This is a genomic window from Jeotgalicoccus halotolerans, assembly GCF_003387165.1.
Classification (GTDB): domain Bacteria; phylum Bacillota; class Bacilli; order Staphylococcales; family Salinicoccaceae; genus Jeotgalicoccus; species Jeotgalicoccus halotolerans.
This window is the reverse complement of the sequence record NZ_QUMW01000015.1, coordinates 1-22,441: the sequence shown is the minus strand read 5'-3', so window position 1 is coordinate 22,441 and position 22,441 is coordinate 1. Positions and strand designations below refer to the sequence as shown.

Here is a 22,441-nt window from a genome sequence, read left to right as displayed (position 1 = left end):
ACTCTTTTTAAGAACGATTATTTTATCTATTTTAAATATTTTACAACCATTATTAAAAATGGATGTATTAAAAGGATATGGGTGTAATCATATACTTTCAGTGAAATTCAGTGTAAGAAAATATAGACGGACAGAGTTAGATAAGTGTTTAGATTACATGCGTGATGATGACACACTTGTGATTACTAAGCTAGATCGCTTAGGTCGCCCGACGAAACAATTGATTGAGCTATCTAAACACCTTGAAAATGAAAATATTGATTTTCAAATTATAGATATGAATATTACAACTAAAGATGCGATGGAGAAAATACACTTTACTATGATGGCGCATTTGTAGGACTATAAGCAAACTTATTAAGTGAGCGGGCAAAGAAAGGTCTAGAGTCAACACGTGCGAGAGAACTAGTAGGCGGTCGACCCGGTATATCGGATCAAAAGAAGGGGGTGATAATGTCACTATATAAATAGTAGAAACTATTCAGGTGAAGGAATCGCAAAGATGGTAGGTATGTCTAGATTAATCATTTATAAAGTGATTAATGAGAGAAAAAGTTAGTGATATAATAGCAATATATATACTGAATTGCTTTGACAGGTATAGACTTTTTAATTTACAAGTCAGTGTCCGAATGCTATAATGTACTTAACAAATAAAGTTTCCACATGATGAAACACCGAATCCCCAATCTATGTCCGTAGATTGGGGATTTTTAATGGTGTATTGGAAGTCATCTAGCTATTTTTCATCTCTATCTAACCAATAATTAAATAGAGCTATAATTGCACCGACAATAATTGGTGCAATTATCAAATCAAATAAAGTTAGCCACATGATGTCACCTCCTTCCATGCTAATGGCATAGAAGTAAACTAGATGACTTTAATTATTCTATCATAAATATATGTTCAGTAATATACACTATATAATAGTAGAAACTAGTTCATTTTGGACATGGTATAATAAATTGGATATTAAGTTGAGAGAAAGTGGAGGGATTTACTATGCCTAGAATAGCCTATGATAATCAATTTACACAATTAAATCCGCATTTAAGCTAGCGACTATTTATGTTGCTAGTTTTTATATATACTTGACACAATAAAATTCTAATTATATTATAGTGAATGAATATCATTCATTTTAAAGTTGGTGCATAAATGAACAAGAAAGAGGATATTATTAATTCTGCTGTTGAGCTATTTTTAGAAAAGGGAATAGAAAAAACTTCAGTAAAAAATATAACAGATAAAGCTGGCATAGCCCCAGGCACATTTTATTTGTATTTTCCTTCAAAACTTGCCGTCATGCCTTTTATTGCGGAAAAAATGGTGGAGAATATTTATAATTCTGCGATTCAAAATTTAGGCACTAGTTACAATCTAGATGAGTTGGTTAAAGTATTGATAGATTCTATATTTGAAAACACTCGGAAATATAAAGACTTAAGTTTGCTGATCTACTCAGGTTTTACACAGACAAAACAAATACAGAACTGGGAGACAATCTATAAGCCAATTTATGAATGGTTAGAAGACTGTTTGGAAAAACTCAAAGATACTGATCAGATTCCTCCAGTTATTAACTCTGCTAATTTTTCTAGAATTACAATAGGAACAATTGAATCATCGGCAGAACAAGTATATTTGTTCGACACAGAAAAGAGTGAACAAGATATAAAGGATTATAAAAAGTCCTTATTTAAATTTATTTATAAAGCACTTTCCTAGAGCAATTAACTTTGCTCTTATTATTTGAAATTATATGAATGACATTCATTCATATATTAGAGGAGAAGTAAAAGTGAATAAAAGTTGGTTTTATGTAATATTAACGAGTATTTTCGAGCTACTTTGGATTTATGGTTTTAATGTGGCAACGCAATGGTGGCATTGGGCAATAATAGGAGTAATGATATTAATTGATTTTTGGTTGTTATTCAAAGCAAGCGAGAATTTACCAACCGGTACAGTATACGCAATATTTGCAGCTGCTGGAACGGTAGGTACGGCGCTAATGGATGTATTCTTATTTAATGCAGATTTTACTGTTTTAAAAGGGATATTTATATCTGTTATTCTTTTCGGTGTTATTCTGCTTAATTTAGCAGACTATTTGGACGAAAGCAAAATACAAAGCAGTAAAGGAGACATATAATGGGTTGGATATTTGTTTTTATATCAGCCATCTTTGAAACGTTTGGCGTTATAAATTTAAAATTGTATACACTTAATAAAAAAATTATTAATTATTTTCTTTATATTACTGGATTAGTTACAGCTTTAGTACTGTTATATTTATCTTTTGAATTTCTACAAGTTAGTATTGCATATGCTATATGGATAGGAATAGGCACCGCATCTGCAGTGATTATTAATATGTTATTTTTCGATGAGTCAAAGAGTTTTGGAAGAATTTTGGGAGTTGTGGTTATAATATTTGGTGTAATGGGACTTAAATTTGTTTCTTAAAATGTAAATAATGATGCAATATCAATTAGTATAGTGGTAATTATAACTAAATAGGAGGTTATATTATACGAAGCCGTCAATTTGAACTATTACTTTATTTGCTAAAAGTAAAAAAACGACCCATAAAGAGTTATCGGATACATTCGAAGTAAGTATTAAAACTATTCAAAGAGATATTGATAAACTATCTATGATGGGTTTACCCATCATCTGTAAACAAGTAAATCAAGGTGGGATATACGTAGAAGAAAGTTACAAGTTAACGAACGAAGACTTGCAAACGATTACTTTTGCATTATCTATGTACGATAGTATTTCAAAAAAAACATGAAGACCGTGTGTTGAATAAGTTATCGCTTATTGCACCTGAGATTATCTAATCGTAGATCTTGTGGAAGAGAAAATTGACATGACAGGAAATATCTATGAAAAATTAATCATTGTCTCAATGAAGAGCTGTGTCTATGGATAGAAGTGAATGGAGAGCAACATGTTGTTGCCCCAATTAGCTATGTGTTACGACCCGAAGGTCTGTATTTATATGTGTTTGTCCAAGAATATTTATTGATTAAAATATCAAACATTCGTTATTCTGAAATCACTGCGATTGAATTTGAACGAAACATGATAGCATATAAAAATAATAATCATATAACACTCAAATAAGACATTAAGTGTCTTGTTTTGAGTGTTATTATTTTTTGGAGGATACATAATTAGAAATAACATATAGGAAACCAATCTATAAAAAATTAATCTTTACATTCTTACTTCCAGCAATTTTGACTTTAATTATCGAAAATAATTTGAGAACATTTACACAATACCGTGGTATAATTGTGTTGCTTTTAATAAATTATAGTAAGGAGAAAAGATTGATGAAGAAAAGGGTCTTTACATACTTTGCATTAATATTGGTGCTAAGTACTGTATTTATGTCACCACTATCAATTGTAGCTTCTGAATTTACATCAGATGGCCAAAGTATTGAAGTAAATGAGAAATTAATTAAAGAAGAAGCCAAGGCAGCAGCTGAAGAAGAAGCCAAGGCAGCAGCTGAAGAAGAAGCCAAGGCAGCAGCTGAAGAAGAAGCCAAGGCAGCAGCTGAAGAAGAAGCCAAGGCAGCAGCTGAAGAAGAAGCCAAGGCAGCAGCTGAAGAAGAAGCCAAGGCAGCAGCCGAAGAAGAAGCCGAGGCAGCAGCCGAAGAAGAAGCCAAGGCAGCAGCTGAAGAAGAGGCTAAGGCAGCAGCTGAAGAAGAAAAGCGTGGATTTAAACTAGAAATTAAAAAAGTGACGAAGTTGGACGATCAGGAAATTACTGAAGACAATGCACTGGAATCAGAAGAAACATTTATTCTAGAATTAGAAGGTAACCTCAATGATGATCACAATTATAAAATGAATGACACAGTGACATTTAACTTACCAGAATCTGTTGTCGTAGCTGAATCGGTTAATGAGGGAACTGCAGTGGGCAGTACCAATGTTGCGAATTACACAATCAACAATAACGGTGTTGTTGAACTGACATTTTTAGATGAAGCTGAGTCGGTTAGTAATGGAAATATGTCACTTGCTGTTGAGGTAGCATTAAATAAGAATTACATAGCTGAAGATGCGGAAGAAGCAGTAATTAATCCGATTGGAAATGAGAACGTAATTGTTGTCCCTCTGGCGGTTGAAAAAGTAGAAGAAATAGCACCATTAGAAGAACTGACTCGCAACATCTTTGAGTTCAGAAGTTTAACTCATAATGGCAACGCAATTGAAGATGGTGCAACTATTGATCTTGATGATGGTACTCAAGTAGAACTCGTTTTTGATTGGAACACGGAAGGGCTGAATGCAAAAAAAGGTGATACTGCAACCATCCAGCTGCCTGATGTATTTGAGCAAATTACCACACCGGCAGTGCCCTTAGTGACGAGCGGTGTAACTGTTGGAACTTACCAGATTCAAAATGGTGAACTTCAAATGATTTTTAATGAAAATATTGAAGATGGTGATGTATCTAATGGAGAACTAGGAATGAGCCTGGACTTCAATCTGCAAAAGTTTGAAGAGAATATTGAACAGGTCATTAGTTTCAATGATACAACTGGTAAAGAATTAAATGTCATTGCCAGACCGAATAATTTATCAAGTGGTATTACTAAAGAAGGTCATCCTGACCAAGATCATAATGCAAAAGAAATTACATGGACAGTTGATGTCATGAATAATAGCAGTGAAGCAGTGACAACTGCTACATTGGCAGATGTTTTACCAGATGGATTAGGAGTGCCTGGAAATTTTGTAATCACAGAATTATCCACAGGTTTAAATGGTGACAAAGTCACTGATGAAATAGTCGATAATGTGACACCAGTTCCTAGCGATACTGGGTTTGAACTAGCATTTGATCATCTGGCACCATATCAGGGTTACCGTATCCAATATACAACGCCTATTACAGACAGAGCCCAAACAGAATTTACAAACAATGCTGTATTTCATGATGGTGAAACTGATTTACCAGCTAAAGCAACAGTTTCAGGGCTTACAGCAAGTAATCCAATTGAAAAGTCGGGTACATATAATAATGAAACCGGTCAAATAGATTGGACTATTGTAGCGAATGAGAATGGTTCTGCCATAGAAAATCTCATCATAGATGATCTTTTACCAACCGGATTATCAGTCGATGAAGAAAATTTTTCAGTAGAGAAGTTTGTGGATGGAGCGAGTGTTGGAAAATTATCGATAGAACCTAATAACTTCCCTATCAACTTAGGTTCTGCTGCTGCAAACGAACACTTTGTCATTAATTTTAGTACAGATATAGATTATAGTGTGATTGGTGACGGTCAATATCAGACTCATAACAGTTTTGAAAATACTGGCGTATTGCTTGATGGCGAAGAGGAATTAGGGAGAGATGAAGCTGTTGTTGAATTTGACAGGCAGACTCTTTTAGAAAAAGAAGTAACCTCTGATGGAATTGATTATGAAAATAAAAAGATAAGCTGGACTCTTCATTTAAATAGAGCTCAGCACGATCTTAACGGAGTAACCGTTACTGATACACTCCCGCCAGGACTTACTCTTACAAAAGATGATATCAAAATTACTAACAGTGCCGGAGATGATGTAGAAGCCAATATCACTATCGCTCAAGGCGTTACAAATAGTGAAGGTGGCGATATCACTTTTGATTTTGGAGATATAGGTACAGAACACATCATTATAAAATACGACACTGACATTACGAGTTTTGATGTGGACAGTTTTGAAAATACTGCGACATTAGAAGGAGAAGGTGTTGGAGAAGAAGAGCACTCTACAACAATTCCAGCGAATCCTCCTAAAAATAGCTTTGAGAAAAACCATGCTGGTATTGACTATAATACAAAAACAATGGATTGGAATTTAAAAGTCAATCCAATTAGGGAAGGTATAGACTCACTCGTTATAGAAGATACATTCCCTAATAAAGGGATGATTTTAATTCCTGATACAGTGAACGTCAGTCATTCCGTGAATGGAGAACTGGAATTAAATAAAGATTTTACTCTAGAAGCAAGAACAGAAGACGATGAAACTGGTTACCATAAAGGTTTTATTATCAAGTTGATTGGTGAATATGCCACTTTGAATGGTGGTATTTTAGAGGTTAATTACCAAACTTCGTACGATCCTCAATTTGAAGTTGACGGTCATACTTTAGACACTCACCCCAATGAAGAAGGACAGGCACAAGTATATCTAAATAACGCCAACTACTCAGGTAAGACAACGAGCGGACATGATATTAATGTGGACAGAGGCGCTAGTACCACTGTTAGAGGTGACTCGTGGAACAGTGGTAAAAAAGAAGGACAGCTTGTTCACGAAAACAGTGAAGGTAACATTGTAAATGGCTGGCAAGGGGGTATAGAACGTAAAATTGCATGGCAATTATATACTAACTATCAGCAACAAAACCTCGGTAATAACGTAGTCATTACGGATACACTTCAGTATGAAGGGTCTATAGACGAGGATAGCATCAAAGTGTCTACTTATACAGTTGATGCCGGTGGTGACACTGTTATCACGGATAATGTATTAGATCCAGGAGCATATAGTGTCGAGGTAAATGGTGATAAGCTGACCTTGAGCTTTAATCAGGAAGTATCAGAAAGATATGTTATAGAATTATTAACAACGGTACCAAATACATCTCAGGAAAATTATACCAATGAAGCCACAGTTTCAGTGGACGGTAAAGATTATCCATATAGCGGTACTGTGAACTATAAAAACTATGATAATTTCTTAGATAAATCATCAGTCGGACAAGAAGATTCAAATGTCTACATTGGTGATGAAGTCAATTGGGAAGTACAGGTAAACGATAGTTTATCAATTATAGACAACGCGGAAATTACAGATATCATCAGTGCTGGATTAGAGTATGTACAAGGGACACTTGAAATTTCGACAGCAGATGGTAATCCATTAAGTGAAGGTGAGGATTATGTTCTATCCAACACTAAAACTGAAGATGGAAGAACGAGACTAAATATTGAACTTAATAAATCATTAAACCAGATATTAATTCTAAATTACACAACAGTAGTGACCGCTGAAGATGGAGACAAAGTAAGTAATGAGGCCACTTTAAGCGGTGAGAATATCGAAAGTCGAACGGTAACGACTGAAGAACTTACAGCAGAACAATTTAGTTGGGCTTCAGGTGATTTTAATCCAAAACGCGGGGCACTGAAAATTGTTAAATCAGATGCTGAAACAGGAGAGCCAATCGCAAATAACTCAGCAGTTTTCGAGTTATATTATGAATTAAATGGAGAAAGAGTTCTCTTCGCAGATCAGATTAAAACTGATAAAAACGGTGAAATATCGATTGGTAATTTGCCGCTTAGAACATATTATTTAGTCGAAGTTGAAGCACCAACTGGATACGTCATAGACGGTGAAGAGCAAGTGATAGATATAACTGAGCCATATGGTAATGAAGAGAGAATATATGATGTAGAGTTTACGAATACAAAAGAAAAAACAGACGTTTCGGTAATTAAAGAGTGGGACGATACTGACAATCAGGATGGTCTGAGGCCTTCAACTATCGCTGTTCAGTTATTAGCGAACGGTGAACCCGCAGGAAAAGTACTAACTTTATCAGAAGACAACGAATGGTCAGGAACATGGACTGATTTAGATGCTTATCGATCTAACGGAGAAATAATTGATTATACAGTTGAAGAAGTAAATGTACCTGAAGGTTATGAATCAGTGGTAAATATTGGTGAGGATAACAATATTACTGTGACGAACACTCATACACCTGAGGTGACTGAAGTAGCAGTTTCTAAAGTCTGGAATGATGCTGATGATCAAGATGGTGTGAGACCAGACAGTGTGACGGTTAATCTGTTAAACGGTAGTGAGATCGAAACATCAGTAGTATTGAACGATGCAAATAACTGGCAGCATACATTCTATGATTTACCGAAGTTTGCTAATGGAGAAGAAATTCGATACAGTGTGACAGAAAATACTGTTGCAGAATATTCGACCACAATAGAAACAACCGAGACAGATAAAGGATTAGACAGTGTTGTAACTAACACTTATACGCCTGAGAAAACATCTGCGACAGTAACAAAAGTCTGGAACGATGGTAATAATCAGGATGGAAACCGTCCAGATTCAATTTCAGTTCAGCTTTTTGCAGATGGTGAAACTTACGGCGAACCTGTCGAAGTAACTGCAGCTAATAACTGGACTTACACATGGTCTGAATTGGATCTTAAATCTGCTGGTTCTGACATTGATTATACAGTTCAGGAGATTTCAGAAGATGAGCATGATTATGAAGTAACGATTAACAATGAGAATCACGGAAATCTAGTAATCGAGAATGCATATATACCTGAGGTAACTGAAGTATCGGTTTCTAAAGAATGGGATGATGCAGACAATCAGGATGGTATTCGTCCGGATAATGTAATGATTAACCTCCTTGCAGATGGTGAAGTTGTTAAAACAGCTAATCTTGAAGAGTCAGGGGACTGGCAACATACGTTTACAGATTTACCGGTTTACAGTAACGGAGAAGAAATTGATTACACTGTGACTGAAAATGCAGTAACGGATTATACAGCTGAGATTACAGAAAATCCGAATGCAGCAAATGAATTTACAGTAATGAATACACATACACCTGACGAAACAAGTGCAACTGTTACAAAATCCTGGAATGATTCTAATAATCAGGATGGTAACAGACCGAACTCAATCCTTGTACAATTGCATATTGTAAATGGTGATGAGCTTGTACCGGTTGGTGAACCTGCAGAAGTATTTGCAGCAAATAACTGGACATACACTTGGACTGGTTTAGATGCAAATGCAGATGGTCAAGCAGTAGAGTATACGGTTGAAGAATTGAATGTTTCAGATGATTATACTGTATCCATTAATGATGCAGACCGCGGAAACATGATTATTACTAATAGCTATACGCCTGAGACAACTGAAGTACCGGTTACTAAGGTTTGGGATGATGCAAATAATCAGGATGGTGAACGTCCATCGAACATTACACTTAATTTATTGAACGATCGTGGGCAAATTGTTGAAACTGCGGTTGTTCAAAACCAGGAAAGTAATGAATGGAATTATACTTTCACAAACTTACCTAAGTTTGAAAATGGTTCAGAAATTAACTATTCAGTAACTGAAAACTTCGTTTCAGATTATTCAACAGTAATTGAAACAGATACAGAAGTTAATAATGGATTTATCATTACTAATACACTGACTCCTGATTTAACGAGTGTAACAGTGACAAAAGGCTGGAATGATGGTAATAATCAGGATGGAAATCGGCCGGATTCAATCGAAGTTCAGCTTACAGCTGATGGCGAACCTCAAGGTGAACCAGTAGAAGTATCTGCAGCAGATAATTGGACATACACATGGTCTGATTTAGATATGAATGCTGATGGTGAAGCAATTGATTATTCAGTACAGGAACTAAATGTTCCTGAAGAATATGAAGTATCAATTGATGACCATAATCATGGAAATATCGTTATTACGAATAGCTACACACCTGAATCAATTGAAATTCCTGTCCAAAAAGTTTGGGAAGACAAAGATAATCAGGATGGTGTGCGTCCCGAAAGAGTAGAAGTTAATCTGCTCGCTGACGGAGAGAAAATCAAAGAAGCTCATATTACAGAAACAACGGATTGGCAGCACGTATTTACTGATTTACCGAAGTATAAATCTGGTCAGGAAATTGTATATACTTTAAACGAAAATCACGTTGAAGGTTATTCTTTAACAGCTAATGGATTTAACGAAAAAACTGGTATGTACGAACTGACTAACTCGTATACACCGAAAAAAACAAGCGTAACAGCGACTAAGAATTGGCAAGATGCTGATAACCAGGAAAACGATCGACCGGAAGCAATCGAATTACAATTAATTAAAATTGTTGAAGGGGAACGTGAAGCAGTCGGTAGTTCTGAGGAAGTTTCAGAAGAAAATAACTGGACATATACATGGACAGGATTAGACCGAAATGCTGACGGAGAAATTATCGACTACACAGTTGAAGAAGTAATCGATGAAGAATACGGTTCATATGAAGTGACTGTTAATGATGATGATGAAGGCAATATTATTATCAAAAATACCAGAACTTATGAGACGAAACATACAGTTGTTAAAGGCTGGAATGATGATGAAAACCAGGATGGTATTCGTCCAGATTCAATCAATGTACAGCTGTTACAAAACGGTAAGGCTCTAGGGAAACCAGTTACATTATCTGAAGAGAACAATTGGATTCAAACATGGGAGAACTTAGAGAAATACGATGCAAATGACAAAGTATTTATGTACTCAGTTGAGGAAGTTGGAGTACCTGAAGGATATGAAAAATCAGTAAAAAAATCAGATAAATATCCGAACACAACTATCATTACCAATACTCACGAGTCAGCTGTGATTGGTATCGTTGGTGAAAAAGTTTGGGAAGATAATAATAATCAGGATGGAATACGTCCAGATAATGTTACAGTTAACTTGCTAAACGGCAGTGAGATTATCGCAGAAGCTGAACTGAACGAAGAGAATAACTGGCAGTTCAATTTCAAAGATTTACCGAGATACTCTGCTGGTGATGAAATTCTTTATACTTTAACAGAAAACGCTGTAGAAGGGTATTCAGCAGTAATCCAAACTATGGAGACAGAAACTGGATTAGAAAGTGTGATAACAAATACACTGACTCCAGAAGAAACAACAGCAACAGTTACTAAAGTATGGAAAGATGATAACGATGCAGATGAAAATCGTCAGGATTCAGTACTAATTCAACTCTTAGCTAATGGTGAAAAACACGGTGAGCCGGTGGAAGTGACTGTCGAAAATGACTGGACACATACTTGGACTGGTTTAGCTGTAAATTCAGAAGGATCGGCTATCAACTACACAGTTGAAGAAGTTAATGTACCTGAAGGATATGAAGTGAGTATAAACAATGAAAACCATGGTAACTTAGTGATTACAAATAGTTATACTCCTGAAGAACCAACAGAACCAAGAGAGCCAACAGAACCAACAGAGCCAACAGAACCAACAGAACCAACAGAGCCAACAGAACCAACAGAACCAACAGAACCAACAGAGCCAACAGAACCAACAGAACCAACAGAGCCAACAGAACCAACAGAGCCAACAGAACCAACAGAGCCAACAGAGCCAACAGAGCCAACAGAACCAACAGAACCAACAGAACCAATAGAGCCAACAGAATACGAACAGAATAGAGATAATTTACCTAATACAGGAATTCCTTTAGGAACTTCGATCGCTACTGTGGCAATATTCTTATTTATAGTGGGTAGTATAGCTATAATGCTTACAAGACGAAAGAAAAAATAGTAGATGATTTTAGTAGAAACTCTATAAATTTAATTTGTGAATTAGAAAGACATTAAGGCATATCCCTTGTATTCTACAGGGGCTATGCCTTTTATTTAGTATTTGTAACTGTCAAGTAGAATTACAAATATTAGAAAATATTTTGTTGACTGTTGAATTAGACACTTTAGTGAAATTTCTTTGTAACAAATTCATAAAACCAACCTAGGACAACGAGACCATATAAATTAATGGTCAAATATGTTGAAATTAATTCCTTAATATATTTTTCATGTCCAATTAAGGTCTACTCAAAACATCCGATTTTCATAAGCAAATTTATCTGGCTTATTTTAGTGTTGAATTTAAATTTATTCATAATTTGAAATGTCACATTAAATACTAATAAAATGCACAGTTTCTTTAAAAATTTGATTTAAGTTAAATAATTAGAGGGGAAATTTTTAATAGCTAAAATTGGTAATAAGACTAGTGTACGAATGATTTCTTATTCTAATAGAATAGTAAGTTTGTTTGAAAATTATCTTTCAAAATTAACTATGTATGAGGTGCAAGATGAAAGTAATTGCTACTGGAGGTGTAAGAGTATGAAGAAAAAAACAAGGAAGATTCTAAGAATCAGTATTATACTGAGTGTCATTATTTTGTTAGGTGTGACCTTATGGTTCAACTTAACTTCTGATACAAAAGCCTTACAAGTAGGCGATGAATCAATTGATTTTCAATTGGAGACGTTAAATGGTGATTCAATACAATTATCGGATATCAATTCAGAAAAAGGTGTTATTTTGAATTTCTGGGGGACTTGGTGTAAGCCGTGTCGTGAAGAAATGCCTGATATGAACCGAATATATAATGAAGGACATGAAGACTATGAAATCATTGCAGTAAATGTTTCTGAGGATGAGCAGCAGATTAATCAGTTCTTATCCAGTTTAGATGAAAAACTTAATTTTCCAGTTGCATTGGATCGCAATAGAGAAGTGACTAAAGCGTATCAAGTAGGCCCACTGCCAACGACAATAGCAATCAATAAAAACGGCATTGTTGTGGATAAGAAAGAATATCAGTTAACTGTAGATGATATTTATAGATTTGTAGAACAATCATCTTCTGAATAGGATGAGAGTTTATAGGATTGAAAGAAATAAAATGTGGAAGAAATTCGTTCGGATTATTTAAAAGATGCAATATGAATGGAGTGTTTTTTTTGGGTAGTGAAATGACTTTCTTTCTTGCATTTGGAGCTGGTTTTTTAAGTTTTGTCTCACCTTGTGTGCTTCCAGTATTTCCTGCTTTTATCTCTTACATAACAGGAATGAGTTATAATGAAGTAGAAAATCAAAAATTCAATGCACGCGCAATATTCCACACAATTTTCTTTCTTGTGGGATTCAGTTTGTTCTATATAGCATTAGGGTTTGGCACGGCCTTTTTAGGCGGAATATTGATTGAACATGCGAACCTGATTAGACAACTAGGTTCAATCCTGATTATTATCTTCGGGCTTATCATTACCGGTGTGCTTAATTTTAATTTCCTGATGAAAGAGAGAAAAATACAATTCAAAAATAGACCGTCTGGATTTTTAGGTTCAACTTTAATAGGTATGGCATTTGGTGCCGGATGGACTCCGTGCAATGGACCGATTATCGGAGCTATTTTCGCAATGAGTGCCAGTGCACCAAACGATGCTTTAATGTTAATGGTTATTTACTGTCTGGGCTTTGCAATTCCATTCTTTATATTGAGCTTTTTCGTATCTCGTACACGCTGGATGCTGAAATACTCGAATACGATTATGAAAGTTGGTGGGGTCATCATGATATTAATGGGTGTACTTCTGTATTTTGATGGATTGACTCAGATTATCATTTGGCTGCAGCCGTACTTTGGAGATTTTCAAGGCTTCTAATTATGAATACATTAAACGACTTGTTTATATAACTTTCATAGAAATGATATATTATTATAAAATTTGTTTAAAAATTATTGTTAAAATTAAATATCAAGGAGGAATCTGGATGAAAAAATATTTAATGCCAGTTTTGATGGGCGTAATCTTTATTTTAACAGGTTGTAGTGATGACTCAGCATCGAACGAATCAAATATTAAAGAAATGGTTTCGGAATTAAGCGCTAGTAATATTGTAGAATCAGCATCTATAAATGATAAAACACTTATTGTTAAAGATAGTGGAGATGAGAATGTCTATACTTTGCCAGACGATGAATTTTTTGTATCTATTGCACCATACATCTCATACACACATCCTTGTGAATTTCATAGCTTAACAGGTTGTCAGGGAGAGCTGATGAATGAAGAGATGGATGTAAAAATTACAGATGAAGATGGAGAAGTTCACGTTGATGAGAAGTTGACTACCCTTGAGAATGGTTTCTTGGATTTTTGGCTGCCAAGAGATAAAAATTACTCTTTAGAAATTAATTATGATGGAAAAAAAGTTGAATCTAATTTTTCAACTTTTGAGAATGACAGCACCTGTCTGACAGATTTACAGCTTAAATAATATTATTAAATGCAGATTACCCAATGCTATTTAGTGTTGTGGAATCTGCATTTTTAATTCAATGTTAAATCTCAGAGCAGCAGTTAATTTATTTTTACTTAGTTTTTAAATACATGTAGTGGATAGTTTCTGCACATATATTTTTTATAATAAACTTAGTAAATTAATAGCTTGACAAATAACGACTACAGATGTAATCTTTAAGTTAATAAATCGTTTACAATTGTAGTCTTATTATAATGTAGGAGGGGGAAAGAAATGAATAAAGAAGATAATCATAATCATGCTGAGCACGAAGAAAGTCATCATAACCATGAGGAGAACCATGAATCCCATAATCATAACGGTCACGATCACCATGCACATATGGTGACAGATTTTCGAAATAAATTCTTCATTATCCTGATATTCACAATTCCAATTGTACTTCTATCTCCGATGATTCAAAATTTCATAGGTGTGGATTGGCAATTTACTGGAGATAGTTATATTGTGGCAGCGTTGGCCACATTCGTTTATTTCTACGGAGGCTGGCCATTCATTAAGGGCGCTTACGATGAATTGAAAAACAAAGAACCAGGCATGATGACATTAATAGCAATGGCGATTTCCGTTGCTTACTTCTATAGTATGGCAGTTGTTTTTGGATTCAATGGGCAAGAAATTTTTTGGGAGCTGGCAACTCTGGTATTAATCATGCTTCTGGGACATTGGATTGAAATGAGAGCTATTAACAATGCTTCTAAGGCCATGGAATCCCTCGCATCATTAATGCCTGATACGGCAAACCGTATCGTTGAAAATGGTGAAACAGAAGAAGTTCGGATTGATGATATTAAGGCAGGTGATTTACTGCTGGTCAAACCCGGAGAAAAAATGCCGCTGGATGGTAAAATCATTAAAGGAAAGTCGCAAGTTGATGAATCAATGTTAACGGGTGAATCTGTTCCGGTTGGAAAATCCATTGATGACGAGGTCATCGGAGGTTCAATCAACAGAGAAGGTTCTCTCACTATTCAAGTAGAGAAACTGATGAATGAATCTTACCTGACACAAGTTATTGATATGGTAAGAGAATCACAACGTACTAAATCTAAAACACAGGATGTAACTAATAAAGCAGCTAAATGGTTATTTTATATCGCTTTAGCTGCCGGAATTATCACCTTTATCGTTTGGATAAGTATTGGAGCAACTGTAGATACTGCTATCATGAGATTAGTAACTGTTCTGGTCATCGCTTGTCCTCACGCTTTAGGTTTGGCAGCACCTCTGGTTATTTCAGTATCTACATCACTTGCTGCCAAACATGGTCTGTTGATTCGCCAACGGCCGCAGTTTGAAAAGGCTCGTAAAATTAACGCTGTGATATTTGATAAAACCGGTACTTTGACTGAAGGTAAATTTGAGGTTACAGATATACAGACCTTCAATAATATAGACGAAAATACTCTTTTAAGTTATGCGGCAACAGTGGAAAATGACTCAGAGCATCCTATTGCTAAAGGTATACTCAATGAAGCCAGATTAAAGGAACTTGAACTGCTTGAAATGACAAATTTTAATTCAATTACCGGTGCAGGAATTGAAGGGGTGATTGATGATAAGCAAGTCAAAGTAGTGAGCCCGGGATATGTACGTAAACAAAAAATTGATTTTGATGATTATAACTTCAATAAATGGTCAGAACAAGGTAAAACGGTTGTTTTTCTTCTGGTAGATGAAGAATTGGCAGGTGCGCTTGCGCTTGCGGATAAGATTAAGGAAAGTTCTAAGCAGACAATAGAACAGCTGCATAAGAAAAATATTAAAGCTGTAATGTTGACCGGAGATAACCAAAAAGTCGCAAATTATGTCGCAGAACAAATTGGGATTGATGAAGTTTATGCTGAAGTAATGCCCAATGAGAAAGCAGATAAAGTGACAGAAATCCAAGAACGTGGTTTGATTGTTGCAATGACAGGTGATGGAATCAATGACGCACCGGCACTGACTAAAGCAGATGTTGGTATCGCAGTGGGTGCAGGCACAGATATCGCGATGGATAGTGCAGACATCGTTCTCGTTGACAGTAATCCGAAAGATATTCTTGCAATATTCAGCCTCTCTAAAAGAACATATAATAAATTGGTACAGAATCTGATCTGGGCAACCGGATATAACGTGATTGCCCTCCCATTGGCAGCAGGAGTGCTGGCGCCTTGGGGGATAATACTCAGTCCGGCTGTAGGTGCGATTTTGATGAGTCTCAGTACAATCATCGTTGCAATCAATGCGCAGTTACTTCATAGATTTGAAGTAGAATAAAATAAATGCCGACAAATCCTTACTTAAGGATAGTCGGTATTTTAATTCTTTATTGTATGAAATATGAAAGACATCTTAAAAATACTTGAAAAAATTAGAGAGAGGTGAAAATATGACCAAAGCAATTGATTCAAATATCACAGATTCCGAATGGGAAGTGATGCGGGTCGTTTGGGCACAAAGCAAAACTACGAGTAAAGATATTAGAGATATTATAGAAAATAAAAAGAATTGGAAACCGGCCACGACCAAAACACTTATTGGGAGACTTGTTGATAAAGGCGTATTAAACACAGAAAAGGACGGCAACAAATACATTTATTCAACTAATTTAAAAGAAAGTGACTTTCTCAAAAGTACACTTGAACAAACTTTCGATAATATATGTAATAAAGACATTGGAAAAATTATTGCAGATTTAATTTCAAAATCAACATTAAGCTATATAGATATAGAAGAGTTGGAAAAAGTGTTAGAGATGAAAAAAAAGGATGCAGTTGACGTAGTGCCATGCAATTGTGTTCCAGGTCAATGTAATTGTTAATCAGCAGTAGACAAAATTAATAAATTAAGACAGATAATTGATATGTTAAATAAAAAATGAAAAAGGATAAAATACCTACCATGGGTATATTGAAACTTTCGTATAAAATAATATAATAAAATTTTAATGAGAAATTTATATGTCAAAAGTAATACTTAATGTAGAAGGTATGTCATGTGGGGCTTGCGTTAATAAAGTCGAAGAGAGCGTCGGTCAATTAAATGGCGTTGAATCAGTTAAAGTTCAACTTCCTGCAGGTAAAGCAGATGTAACATTTAATGACAGTACAATTAATTTGGATGACATCAAAGTTGTTATTCAAAATACCGGCTACGAGATTAAAGAGAACGCTGATAAAGAAGATGGTTCTGCATGTTCATGCTGCGGGTAGTTAACGGCAAAAGATTTTATTAATTTAGAGTATCATTTTTTTATCTTATTGATTTTATATAATAATTATAAAAAAGAAGATAAGATAAAAATTCCGGCAAATCTTAACTCAAGATTTGCCGGAATTTTTCTTTGTAATCAAAAATCTAATGTTTCTGTACTATATTAATATTCACTAATTAATTTATTCTACAGGTGCCAACTCACCTTCCGTGACCCATTTATGATTCTGAACTTCTTCTTCAGTATCTGTTGTAACGAAATCCACCATATAGACAGTGGTCTCTTCAGCAGAATCGATCGTAGCGGTTGCACCTTCCATGCCTTCCATGTGTGATGTATTCATTACTGCTTCATCGTCTGGTTCTAATGGGGCTTCTCCCGGTTCTTCCAATTCTTCATGAATGACCCATTTATGATCTTCTACCAGTTCTTCGCCGTTCGTCGGCGTGTATGAGACAGTATAGACGGTGGTGTCAAAAGCACCGGAAATTGTTGCTTCAGCACCATCCATACCTTGCATGTGTTCTGCTTGAATAATCGCTTGACTTCCAACTGCATAAGTTGGATTTTCTGCTTCTTTCAAGTCTTCAGGTACTTCACCGGAACTGGACATCTCATCAGCTGAATGTTCCATATGACCTCCGGAATCTGATTCCATGTCCATTTCCACTTCAGAGCTGGACTCTGTTTCAGTGCTTTGGCTTTCTTCATCTTCATTAGGCTGAGTTTCCCCATTACCACAGGCAGCCATTAAAAATACAGCGAATATGGAAAGAACCCCTAATAATATTTTGTTTTTTACCATGTATATACCCTCCATTTTATTAGTTCCACTGAGAACTCTACCTATAACTTTTGCAGTTTACGTGCAGATTCAATGAAAAATAAATGTATTTAATCAAGAATAATATTACCGACTCGACATATTGGATTTCAATTTAAAGGTTTATTAACCGTGGATGATATCTCAGCGCTTCCTTCAAATCTGCACGAAAAATCGATATTTAAATAATAAAATGTATAAAGAGAGTAGCGAATATAATCATGATACCAAGAAAATTAATAATTAATACTATCATATTATCATCTATATTTTTAGCGGGATGCGGTAAAATCACTCATGTAACTTCGAGTGTCCCTTTAATTTTAAAAAGTCTTGACGGTCAGGTGTTATACTTAGTCATACATTTTTCAGACTAAAACTTCGTTGCAGCTGCCACCTCTGCTAGATTATTTTTATCGAAAGATAGTGGAGATGAAAGATGATGGTATTTTGTATGTTGCAATCAATCCACAGAACGAAGATGAGTTAGCAATCTAGACTATAAACAGAAATATTTATGTGTCTAATGACGGCTCATAAGAACAGTGGAAGAAAATTTTAGTTGTGGGCAAAGTAAAATAAGCTGAATTATTCATAATAAAAATACTACTTTTCTATATAATATGACTAATGAACAAAATGATAAGATAATCTATTACGATTTATGCTGTTGCAGAAAACTGAGGAGGATTTTATGTTCAATAAATTAGCTTTAAAAATCGGACTTTTGTTTTTTCTGGTGATTCTTATTATTGAAATCATATTATTCTATATCCTGTATACAAATCTGGTCGCTGATCGTGTGGAGGAAGTGATGGGGGATTTATTGGCCAGGGGGAATACACACAGAGACGTATTGGAAGAAAACTATACAACCACGACATTGGAACATGTTGCGATTATGGAGTCAGAATCAGATTTTATTGTGGTGATAACAGATGAGAATGGAGAGATAATCACCAATTCTGATCCGGTTGAACCAGAAATGATAACTATTATTGAACATACTGATTATGGTGAAATACCACAAGAAGGAGTTATCCTGAAATCAAATTGGTCAGAAGAAAAATATGTCTCTACAGACAGCCCTCTAACTTTTAATGAAACTCACAGCGGGCATGTTTTTATGTTTGCTGAAAGTGATAGCATCGAACGGATTATTGATCATCTCAGCAATAAGTTTTGGCTTGTGGGTCTATTGACTTTACTTCTGACTGTTATAACGGTGTTCATTCTTTCCAGAGTTATTACCCAACCGGTACTGAGGATGAAAAAAGCGACAGAACAATTAAGTAGAGGCAATCATAACTTGGAATTATATACACATCGAAAAGATGAGCTTGGAGATTTGGCGACTTCGATTACTTTGCTGTCGCAAGATCTGGAACGTTTAAAAAACGAGAGAAATGAATTTTTAGGGAGTATATCGCATGAGCTACGAACACCTTTAACCTATATGAAAGGGTATACGGATATTATTAGCAGAAAAGAAATATCCACGACGGACAGGAATAGATACATTAAAATCATTCAGGAAGAAACAGAGCATTTAGCAAACCTGATAAAAAATCTGTTTGAATTAGCTAAAATCGATCATAATAAATTTACCATCACAAAAGAGAGGGTAGTATTTAGCGCTTTGATTGAGACGGTTTTAGCACGAATCCGTCCAGCACTCAATGATAAAAAGATAGAGCTTTTCTTTCATTGTCCAGACAACTTGGTTGTTATGGCAGATCCCGAAAGAATTCAACAAGTTATATTGAATATATTAGATAATGCAATAAAGTATACTCCCGAAGAAGGGCATATCACAGTGGCAGTAACCCAAAATCAAAGGGATATTTTAACAACTATTTCAGATACAGGAGAAGGAATCGCAGAAGAAGATCTGCCCTTTATATTCGATCGGCTGTATCGTTCTGAAAAGTCTAGATCCCGGGTAAGCGGAGGATCAGGTCTCGGGCTGACAATCGCTAAAGAAATTGTGGAGTTGCATGGTGGCGAGATTGGAGTAGAAAGTACACTCGGCAAGGGGACTGTTTTCGTCATATCTTTAAAGAAGGAGAATGTAAATGAATAAAGTGCTGTTAATCGATGATGAAGAGAGAATGCTCGAACTGTTGACATTATACTTGAAACCTTACCCTTATTTTTGTCGAAAAGCAGTAGGTGCAAAAGCAGGGCTTAAGTTTGTTAAAGAAGAGAAGTTTGATCTTATTCTACTGGATATCATGATGCCTGAAATGAATGGATGGGAAGTATGCAGAGAAATACGGCAATACTCAGATGTACCTATTATCATGGTGACTGCACGTGAGCAAAAAGAAGATATTGTAAAAGGACTCAAGCTGGGTGCAGATGACTATATCACAAAACCTTTTAATGAAGAAGAATTGGTTGCAAGAATGGATGCATTACTAAGAAGAACAAGACCTGTCAACCGGATTGAAGTCGAAGGACTGCTATGGGACAAAGATCAATTTGAACTATCCTATAAAAAGCAGCTTGTAAAATTAACACCAAAAGAATTTGCAATCATTGGATTACTCATGAAAAATCCAGGAAGGGTATTTTCTAGAAATCAATTGATTGATTTAGTGTGGGGCATGCATTCTGAAACGGAAGGACGTACTGTAGATTCCCATGTTAGAAATATGCGGGAAAAAATTCGGGAAGTCGGCTTTCCTATTGATGATTACTTTCACACAGTGTGGGGCGTTGGTTACAAATGGATTAAAAATTAAAAACACTTTCAATATTAGAACGTTAGACTGATTGCTTTTGTTCTATTAATAAGAAACGCCATGCCAGAATTATTATCTGACATGGCATTTTTTCTATATAAGTTTTATTTTAAGCGATTTCCTTTGTTGCTGTCGCTTTTGAGTACAGGGGGGATACTCAGTTCGTTTTTTCCTGTCGAATCGATTAGACTTACAACTTCATCATGATCCATATGGCCATTACCCATGGAACTATTATTCATTTCTCCTCCACTGGAGGAGCCATTTATATTTTCTTCCATAGAACTTTCATTGTCTTCATTCATTTTCATCTCTTCATTTGAATTCTCTTCATTGTTAGTATCTTCTACAGATGCTTCGCTTGTACAAGCTGATAAAACAATGACCATCATTAGTGAAAACAAGCTTATCAATAAGTTCTTTTTTCTCATACTTTAAATCCCTTCTTTCTACTTTTAATAAAGAACTTGTCATTCCTTCATGTATTAGACTAGATTATAATTTTCGAGAATGCGTGCATAAAATGAGTATTTAATATGACAAAAACTATATGTAAAATTAAGTTCAAAAAACAACTGTTAATTATAGTTTTTAGGATTTATAGGAATCCTGAATGTCACTTTCGTAATTATTCTGCACTGATTTAGACGACAATTTGCACTATAGTTAAAGAACCCAGCTTGTCTTCTTACGAAGACAAGCTGGGTTTTAAAGTAGTATGTGAAAAATAATATTTAAAATATATGCAATTCATTGGTGAAAGAGACACTCTAGTGTTGTCTATTTAGAGTCTATTCTAATTAATCAAAATTTAAAAGAGAAAATTACATCTGCAAATTATTTAACCATAACATTATTTATCTGATTATAAATGAAAACATTCGCAAAATTACATGCAAAATATTGAACGTTCGTAAACTATTTTTATGTGCTTAGGAATATTTATTTCAAATTTTTTCAAACCGTTCTTAAAAGTGTACTTTTAAGAACGAATAAATTATTTATCACAATAAAGTTCACTTATGAAATTGTAATTTCTTTCAGCTTTATTCCAGAAAATTCTTTATATGGCGAGAAAAAATTATACATATTTATTATTTAAATATCTACTTGAATAAAGAAAAACGAGATGATATGTTATATTCAAACGAATATTTGAATGGTGAGGTGTATGTATGAATAATAAAGAAACATGTGAAGTTTTTTGTTATGACGAAGAAAAGGTTAACCGGATGCAAGAGAATTTACAAAGTGTCGATATTGCTGGTATATCAGAGATGCTTAAGGCTATCGCCGATGTGAATAGGGCAAAAATCACCTATTCCTTATGCCGGGAAGAGGAACTATGCGTCTGTGACATCGCAAATATACTCGGTGTGACTGTAGCCAATGCGTCTCATCATTTACGCACACTCTACAAAGAAGGCATCGTCACATTCAGGAAAGAAGGGAAACTTGCGTTCTATTCTCTGGAAGATCAGCATATTAAAGAAATTATGACGATTGCTTTAATACATAGGAAAGAAGTAATAACCAATGTCTGAGGGGATTACAGAGCTGACTGAAGAAGAAAAAAAAGTTTACCGCGTTCAGGGGTTTTCCTGTGCGAACTGTGCAGGGAAATTTGAGCGCAATGTGAAGAAACTACCTGAAGTTCAAGATGCGAAGGTGAATTTTGGCGC

The 22,441-nt window shown here is 35.1% G+C and carries 18 protein-coding genes and 1 pseudogene; 16 read left to right on the top strand and 3 right to left on the bottom strand.

The genetic code is table 11. The features are described 5' to 3' along the window. Positions 1–58: 58 nt before the first annotated feature. Positions 59–559, top strand: a pseudogene (locus tag DFR63_RS10150) (recombinase family protein). Positions 560–739: 180 nt separating this feature from the next. On the opposite strand, the gene DFR63_RS10145 reads toward DFR63_RS10150, so the two are convergent. Continuing rightward, a complete protein-coding gene (locus DFR63_RS10145) occupies positions 740–835 on the bottom strand; it encodes a type I toxin-antitoxin system Fst family toxin (RefSeq protein WP_115885839.1) in 96 nt (31 codons plus the stop codon). Positions 836–1,161: 326 nt separating this feature from the next. Between DFR63_RS10145 and DFR63_RS10140 the strand changes: the two genes are divergently transcribed. From DFR63_RS10140 to DFR63_RS10090, 11 genes are all read left to right on the top strand, one after another. Further along, positions 1,162–1,731 (top strand): TetR/AcrR family transcriptional regulator, encoded by a 570-nt coding sequence (locus DFR63_RS10140; protein WP_115885838.1) that lies wholly within the window; start codon positions 1,162–1,164, stop codon positions 1,729–1,731. Positions 1,732–1,804: 73 nt separating this feature from the next. Next, on the top strand, positions 1,805–2,158 hold the full coding sequence (locus DFR63_RS10135) for a DMT family transporter (protein ID WP_115885837.1): 354 nt from the start codon (positions 1,805–1,807) through the stop codon (positions 2,156–2,158). Next, complete coding sequence (locus DFR63_RS10130) at positions 2,158–2,472, top strand: DMT family transporter (RefSeq protein ID WP_115885836.1); 315 nt, start codon at positions 2,158–2,160, stop codon at positions 2,470–2,472. Before DFR63_RS10135 ends, DFR63_RS10130 begins: the two co-directional genes overlap by 1 nt. 88 nt (positions 2,473–2,560) lie before the next feature. Then, complete coding sequence (locus DFR63_RS12080; protein ID WP_115885835.1) at positions 2,561–2,803, top strand: helix-turn-helix transcriptional regulator; 243 nt, start codon at positions 2,561–2,563, stop codon at positions 2,801–2,803. Positions 2,804–3,350: 547 nt separating this feature from the next. Beyond that, positions 3,351–11,414: a Cna B-type domain-containing protein gene (locus DFR63_RS10120; protein WP_115885834.1), complete on the top strand. Its 8,064-nt coding sequence runs from the start codon at positions 3,351–3,353 to the stop codon at positions 11,412–11,414. A 587-nt stretch (positions 11,415–12,001) separates the two neighbouring features. After that, positions 12,002–12,535, top strand: a complete 534-nt coding sequence (gene resA, locus DFR63_RS10115; protein WP_115885833.1) for a thiol-disulfide oxidoreductase ResA — start codon at positions 12,002–12,004, stop codon at positions 12,533–12,535. A gap of 89 nt (positions 12,536–12,624) precedes the next feature. After that, a complete protein-coding gene (locus DFR63_RS10110) occupies positions 12,625–13,329 on the top strand; it encodes a cytochrome c biogenesis protein CcdA (protein WP_115885832.1) in 705 nt (234 codons plus the stop codon). Positions 13,330–13,438: 109 nt separating this feature from the next. After that, complete coding sequence (locus tag DFR63_RS10105) at positions 13,439–13,945, top strand: CueP family metal-binding protein (RefSeq protein WP_026859513.1); 507 nt, start codon at positions 13,439–13,441, stop codon at positions 13,943–13,945. A 258-nt stretch (positions 13,946–14,203) separates the two neighbouring features. Next, complete coding sequence (locus tag DFR63_RS10100; protein WP_115885831.1) at positions 14,204–16,252, top strand: copper-translocating P-type ATPase; 2,049 nt, start codon at positions 14,204–14,206, stop codon at positions 16,250–16,252. Between the two features lie 112 nt (positions 16,253–16,364). Further along, the gene (locus tag DFR63_RS10095; protein WP_115885830.1) at positions 16,365–16,796 is read left to right on the top strand and encodes a CopY/TcrY family copper transport repressor; all 432 of its coding nucleotides are present in this window, start codon (positions 16,365–16,367) and stop codon (positions 16,794–16,796) included. A 139-nt stretch (positions 16,797–16,935) separates the two neighbouring features. Continuing rightward, positions 16,936–17,187, top strand: coding sequence for a copper ion binding protein (locus DFR63_RS10090; protein WP_115885829.1), 252 nt, complete (start codon positions 16,936–16,938; stop codon positions 17,185–17,187). A gap of 183 nt (positions 17,188–17,370) precedes the next feature. On the opposite strand, the gene DFR63_RS10085 is transcribed toward DFR63_RS10090, so the two are convergent. Next, positions 17,371–17,994 (bottom strand): YdhK family protein, encoded by a 624-nt coding sequence (locus DFR63_RS10085; protein WP_115885828.1) that lies wholly within the window; start codon positions 17,992–17,994, stop codon positions 17,371–17,373. Between the two features lie 712 nt (positions 17,995–18,706). On the opposite strand from DFR63_RS10085, the gene DFR63_RS10080 reads away from it, so the two are divergent. Together DFR63_RS10080 and DFR63_RS10075 are read left to right on the top strand one after the other, a co-directional pair. After that, positions 18,707–20,095: a sensor histidine kinase gene (locus DFR63_RS10080; protein WP_115885827.1), complete on the top strand. Its 1,389-nt coding sequence runs from the start codon at positions 18,707–18,709 to the stop codon at positions 20,093–20,095. Continuing rightward, positions 20,088–20,759, top strand: a complete 672-nt coding sequence (locus DFR63_RS10075) for a response regulator transcription factor (protein WP_211313797.1) — start codon at positions 20,088–20,090, stop codon at positions 20,757–20,759. The genes DFR63_RS10080 and DFR63_RS10075 overlap by 8 nt, the downstream gene beginning before the upstream one ends. A 104-nt stretch (positions 20,760–20,863) precedes the next feature. Here DFR63_RS10075 and DFR63_RS10070 read toward each other — a convergent pair whose 3' ends face one another. Then, positions 20,864–21,190: a hypothetical protein gene (locus tag DFR63_RS10070; RefSeq protein WP_115885826.1), complete on the bottom strand. Its 327-nt coding sequence runs from the start codon at positions 21,188–21,190 to the stop codon at positions 20,864–20,866. Positions 21,191–21,934: 744 nt separating this feature from the next. Between DFR63_RS10070 and DFR63_RS10065 the strand changes: the two genes are divergently transcribed. Next, the gene (locus DFR63_RS10065; protein WP_115885825.1) at positions 21,935–22,303 is read left to right on the top strand and encodes an ArsR/SmtB family transcription factor; all 369 of its coding nucleotides are present in this window, start codon (positions 21,935–21,937) and stop codon (positions 22,301–22,303) included. Continuing rightward, positions 22,296–22,441, top strand: a 146-nt coding sequence (locus tag DFR63_RS12020; protein ID WP_147302218.1) for a cation transporter, incomplete at its 3' end; no start/stop codon positions are given. The genes DFR63_RS10065 and DFR63_RS12020, both read left to right, overlap by 8 nt.

Bases quoted from the DNA above. Each gene is read 5' to 3' on its own strand.
- DFR63_RS10145 (WP_115885839.1), bottom strand. From the start codon at position 835: ATGTGGCTAACTTTATTTGATTTGATAATTGCACCAATTATTGTCGGT.
- DFR63_RS10140 (WP_115885838.1), top strand. From the start codon at position 1,162: ATGAACAAGAAAGAGGATATTATTAATTCTGCTGTTGAGCTATTTTTA.
- DFR63_RS10130 (WP_115885836.1), top strand. From the start codon at position 2,158: ATGGGTTGGATATTTGTTTTTATATCAGCCATCTTTGAAACGTTTGGC.
- DFR63_RS10120 (WP_115885834.1), top strand. From the start codon at position 3,351: ATGAAGAAAAGGGTCTTTACATACTTTGCATTAATATTGGTGCTAAGT.
- resA (WP_115885833.1), top strand. From the start codon at position 12,002: ATGAAGAAAAAAACAAGGAAGATTCTAAGAATCAGTATTATACTGAGT.
- DFR63_RS10105 (WP_026859513.1), top strand. From the start codon at position 13,439: ATGAAAAAATATTTAATGCCAGTTTTGATGGGCGTAATCTTTATTTTA.
- DFR63_RS10100 (WP_115885831.1), top strand. From the start codon at position 14,204: ATGAATAAAGAAGATAATCATAATCATGCTGAGCACGAAGAAAGTCAT.
- DFR63_RS10095 (WP_115885830.1), top strand. From the start codon at position 16,365: ATGACCAAAGCAATTGATTCAAATATCACAGATTCCGAATGGGAAGTG.
- DFR63_RS10090 (WP_115885829.1), top strand. From the start codon at position 16,936: ATGTCAAAAGTAATACTTAATGTAGAAGGTATGTCATGTGGGGCTTGC.
- DFR63_RS10085 (WP_115885828.1), bottom strand. From the start codon at position 17,994: ATGGTAAAAAACAAAATATTATTAGGGGTTCTTTCCATATTCGCTGTA.
- DFR63_RS10080 (WP_115885827.1), top strand. From the start codon at position 18,707: ATGTTCAATAAATTAGCTTTAAAAATCGGACTTTTGTTTTTTCTGGTG.
- DFR63_RS10075 (WP_211313797.1), top strand. From the start codon at position 20,088: ATGAATAAAGTGCTGTTAATCGATGATGAAGAGAGAATGCTCGAACTG.
- DFR63_RS10070 (WP_115885826.1), bottom strand. From the start codon at position 21,190: ATGAGAAAAAAGAACTTATTGATAAGCTTGTTTTCACTAATGATGGTC.
- DFR63_RS10065 (WP_115885825.1), top strand. From the start codon at position 21,935: ATGAATAATAAAGAAACATGTGAAGTTTTTTGTTATGACGAAGAAAAG.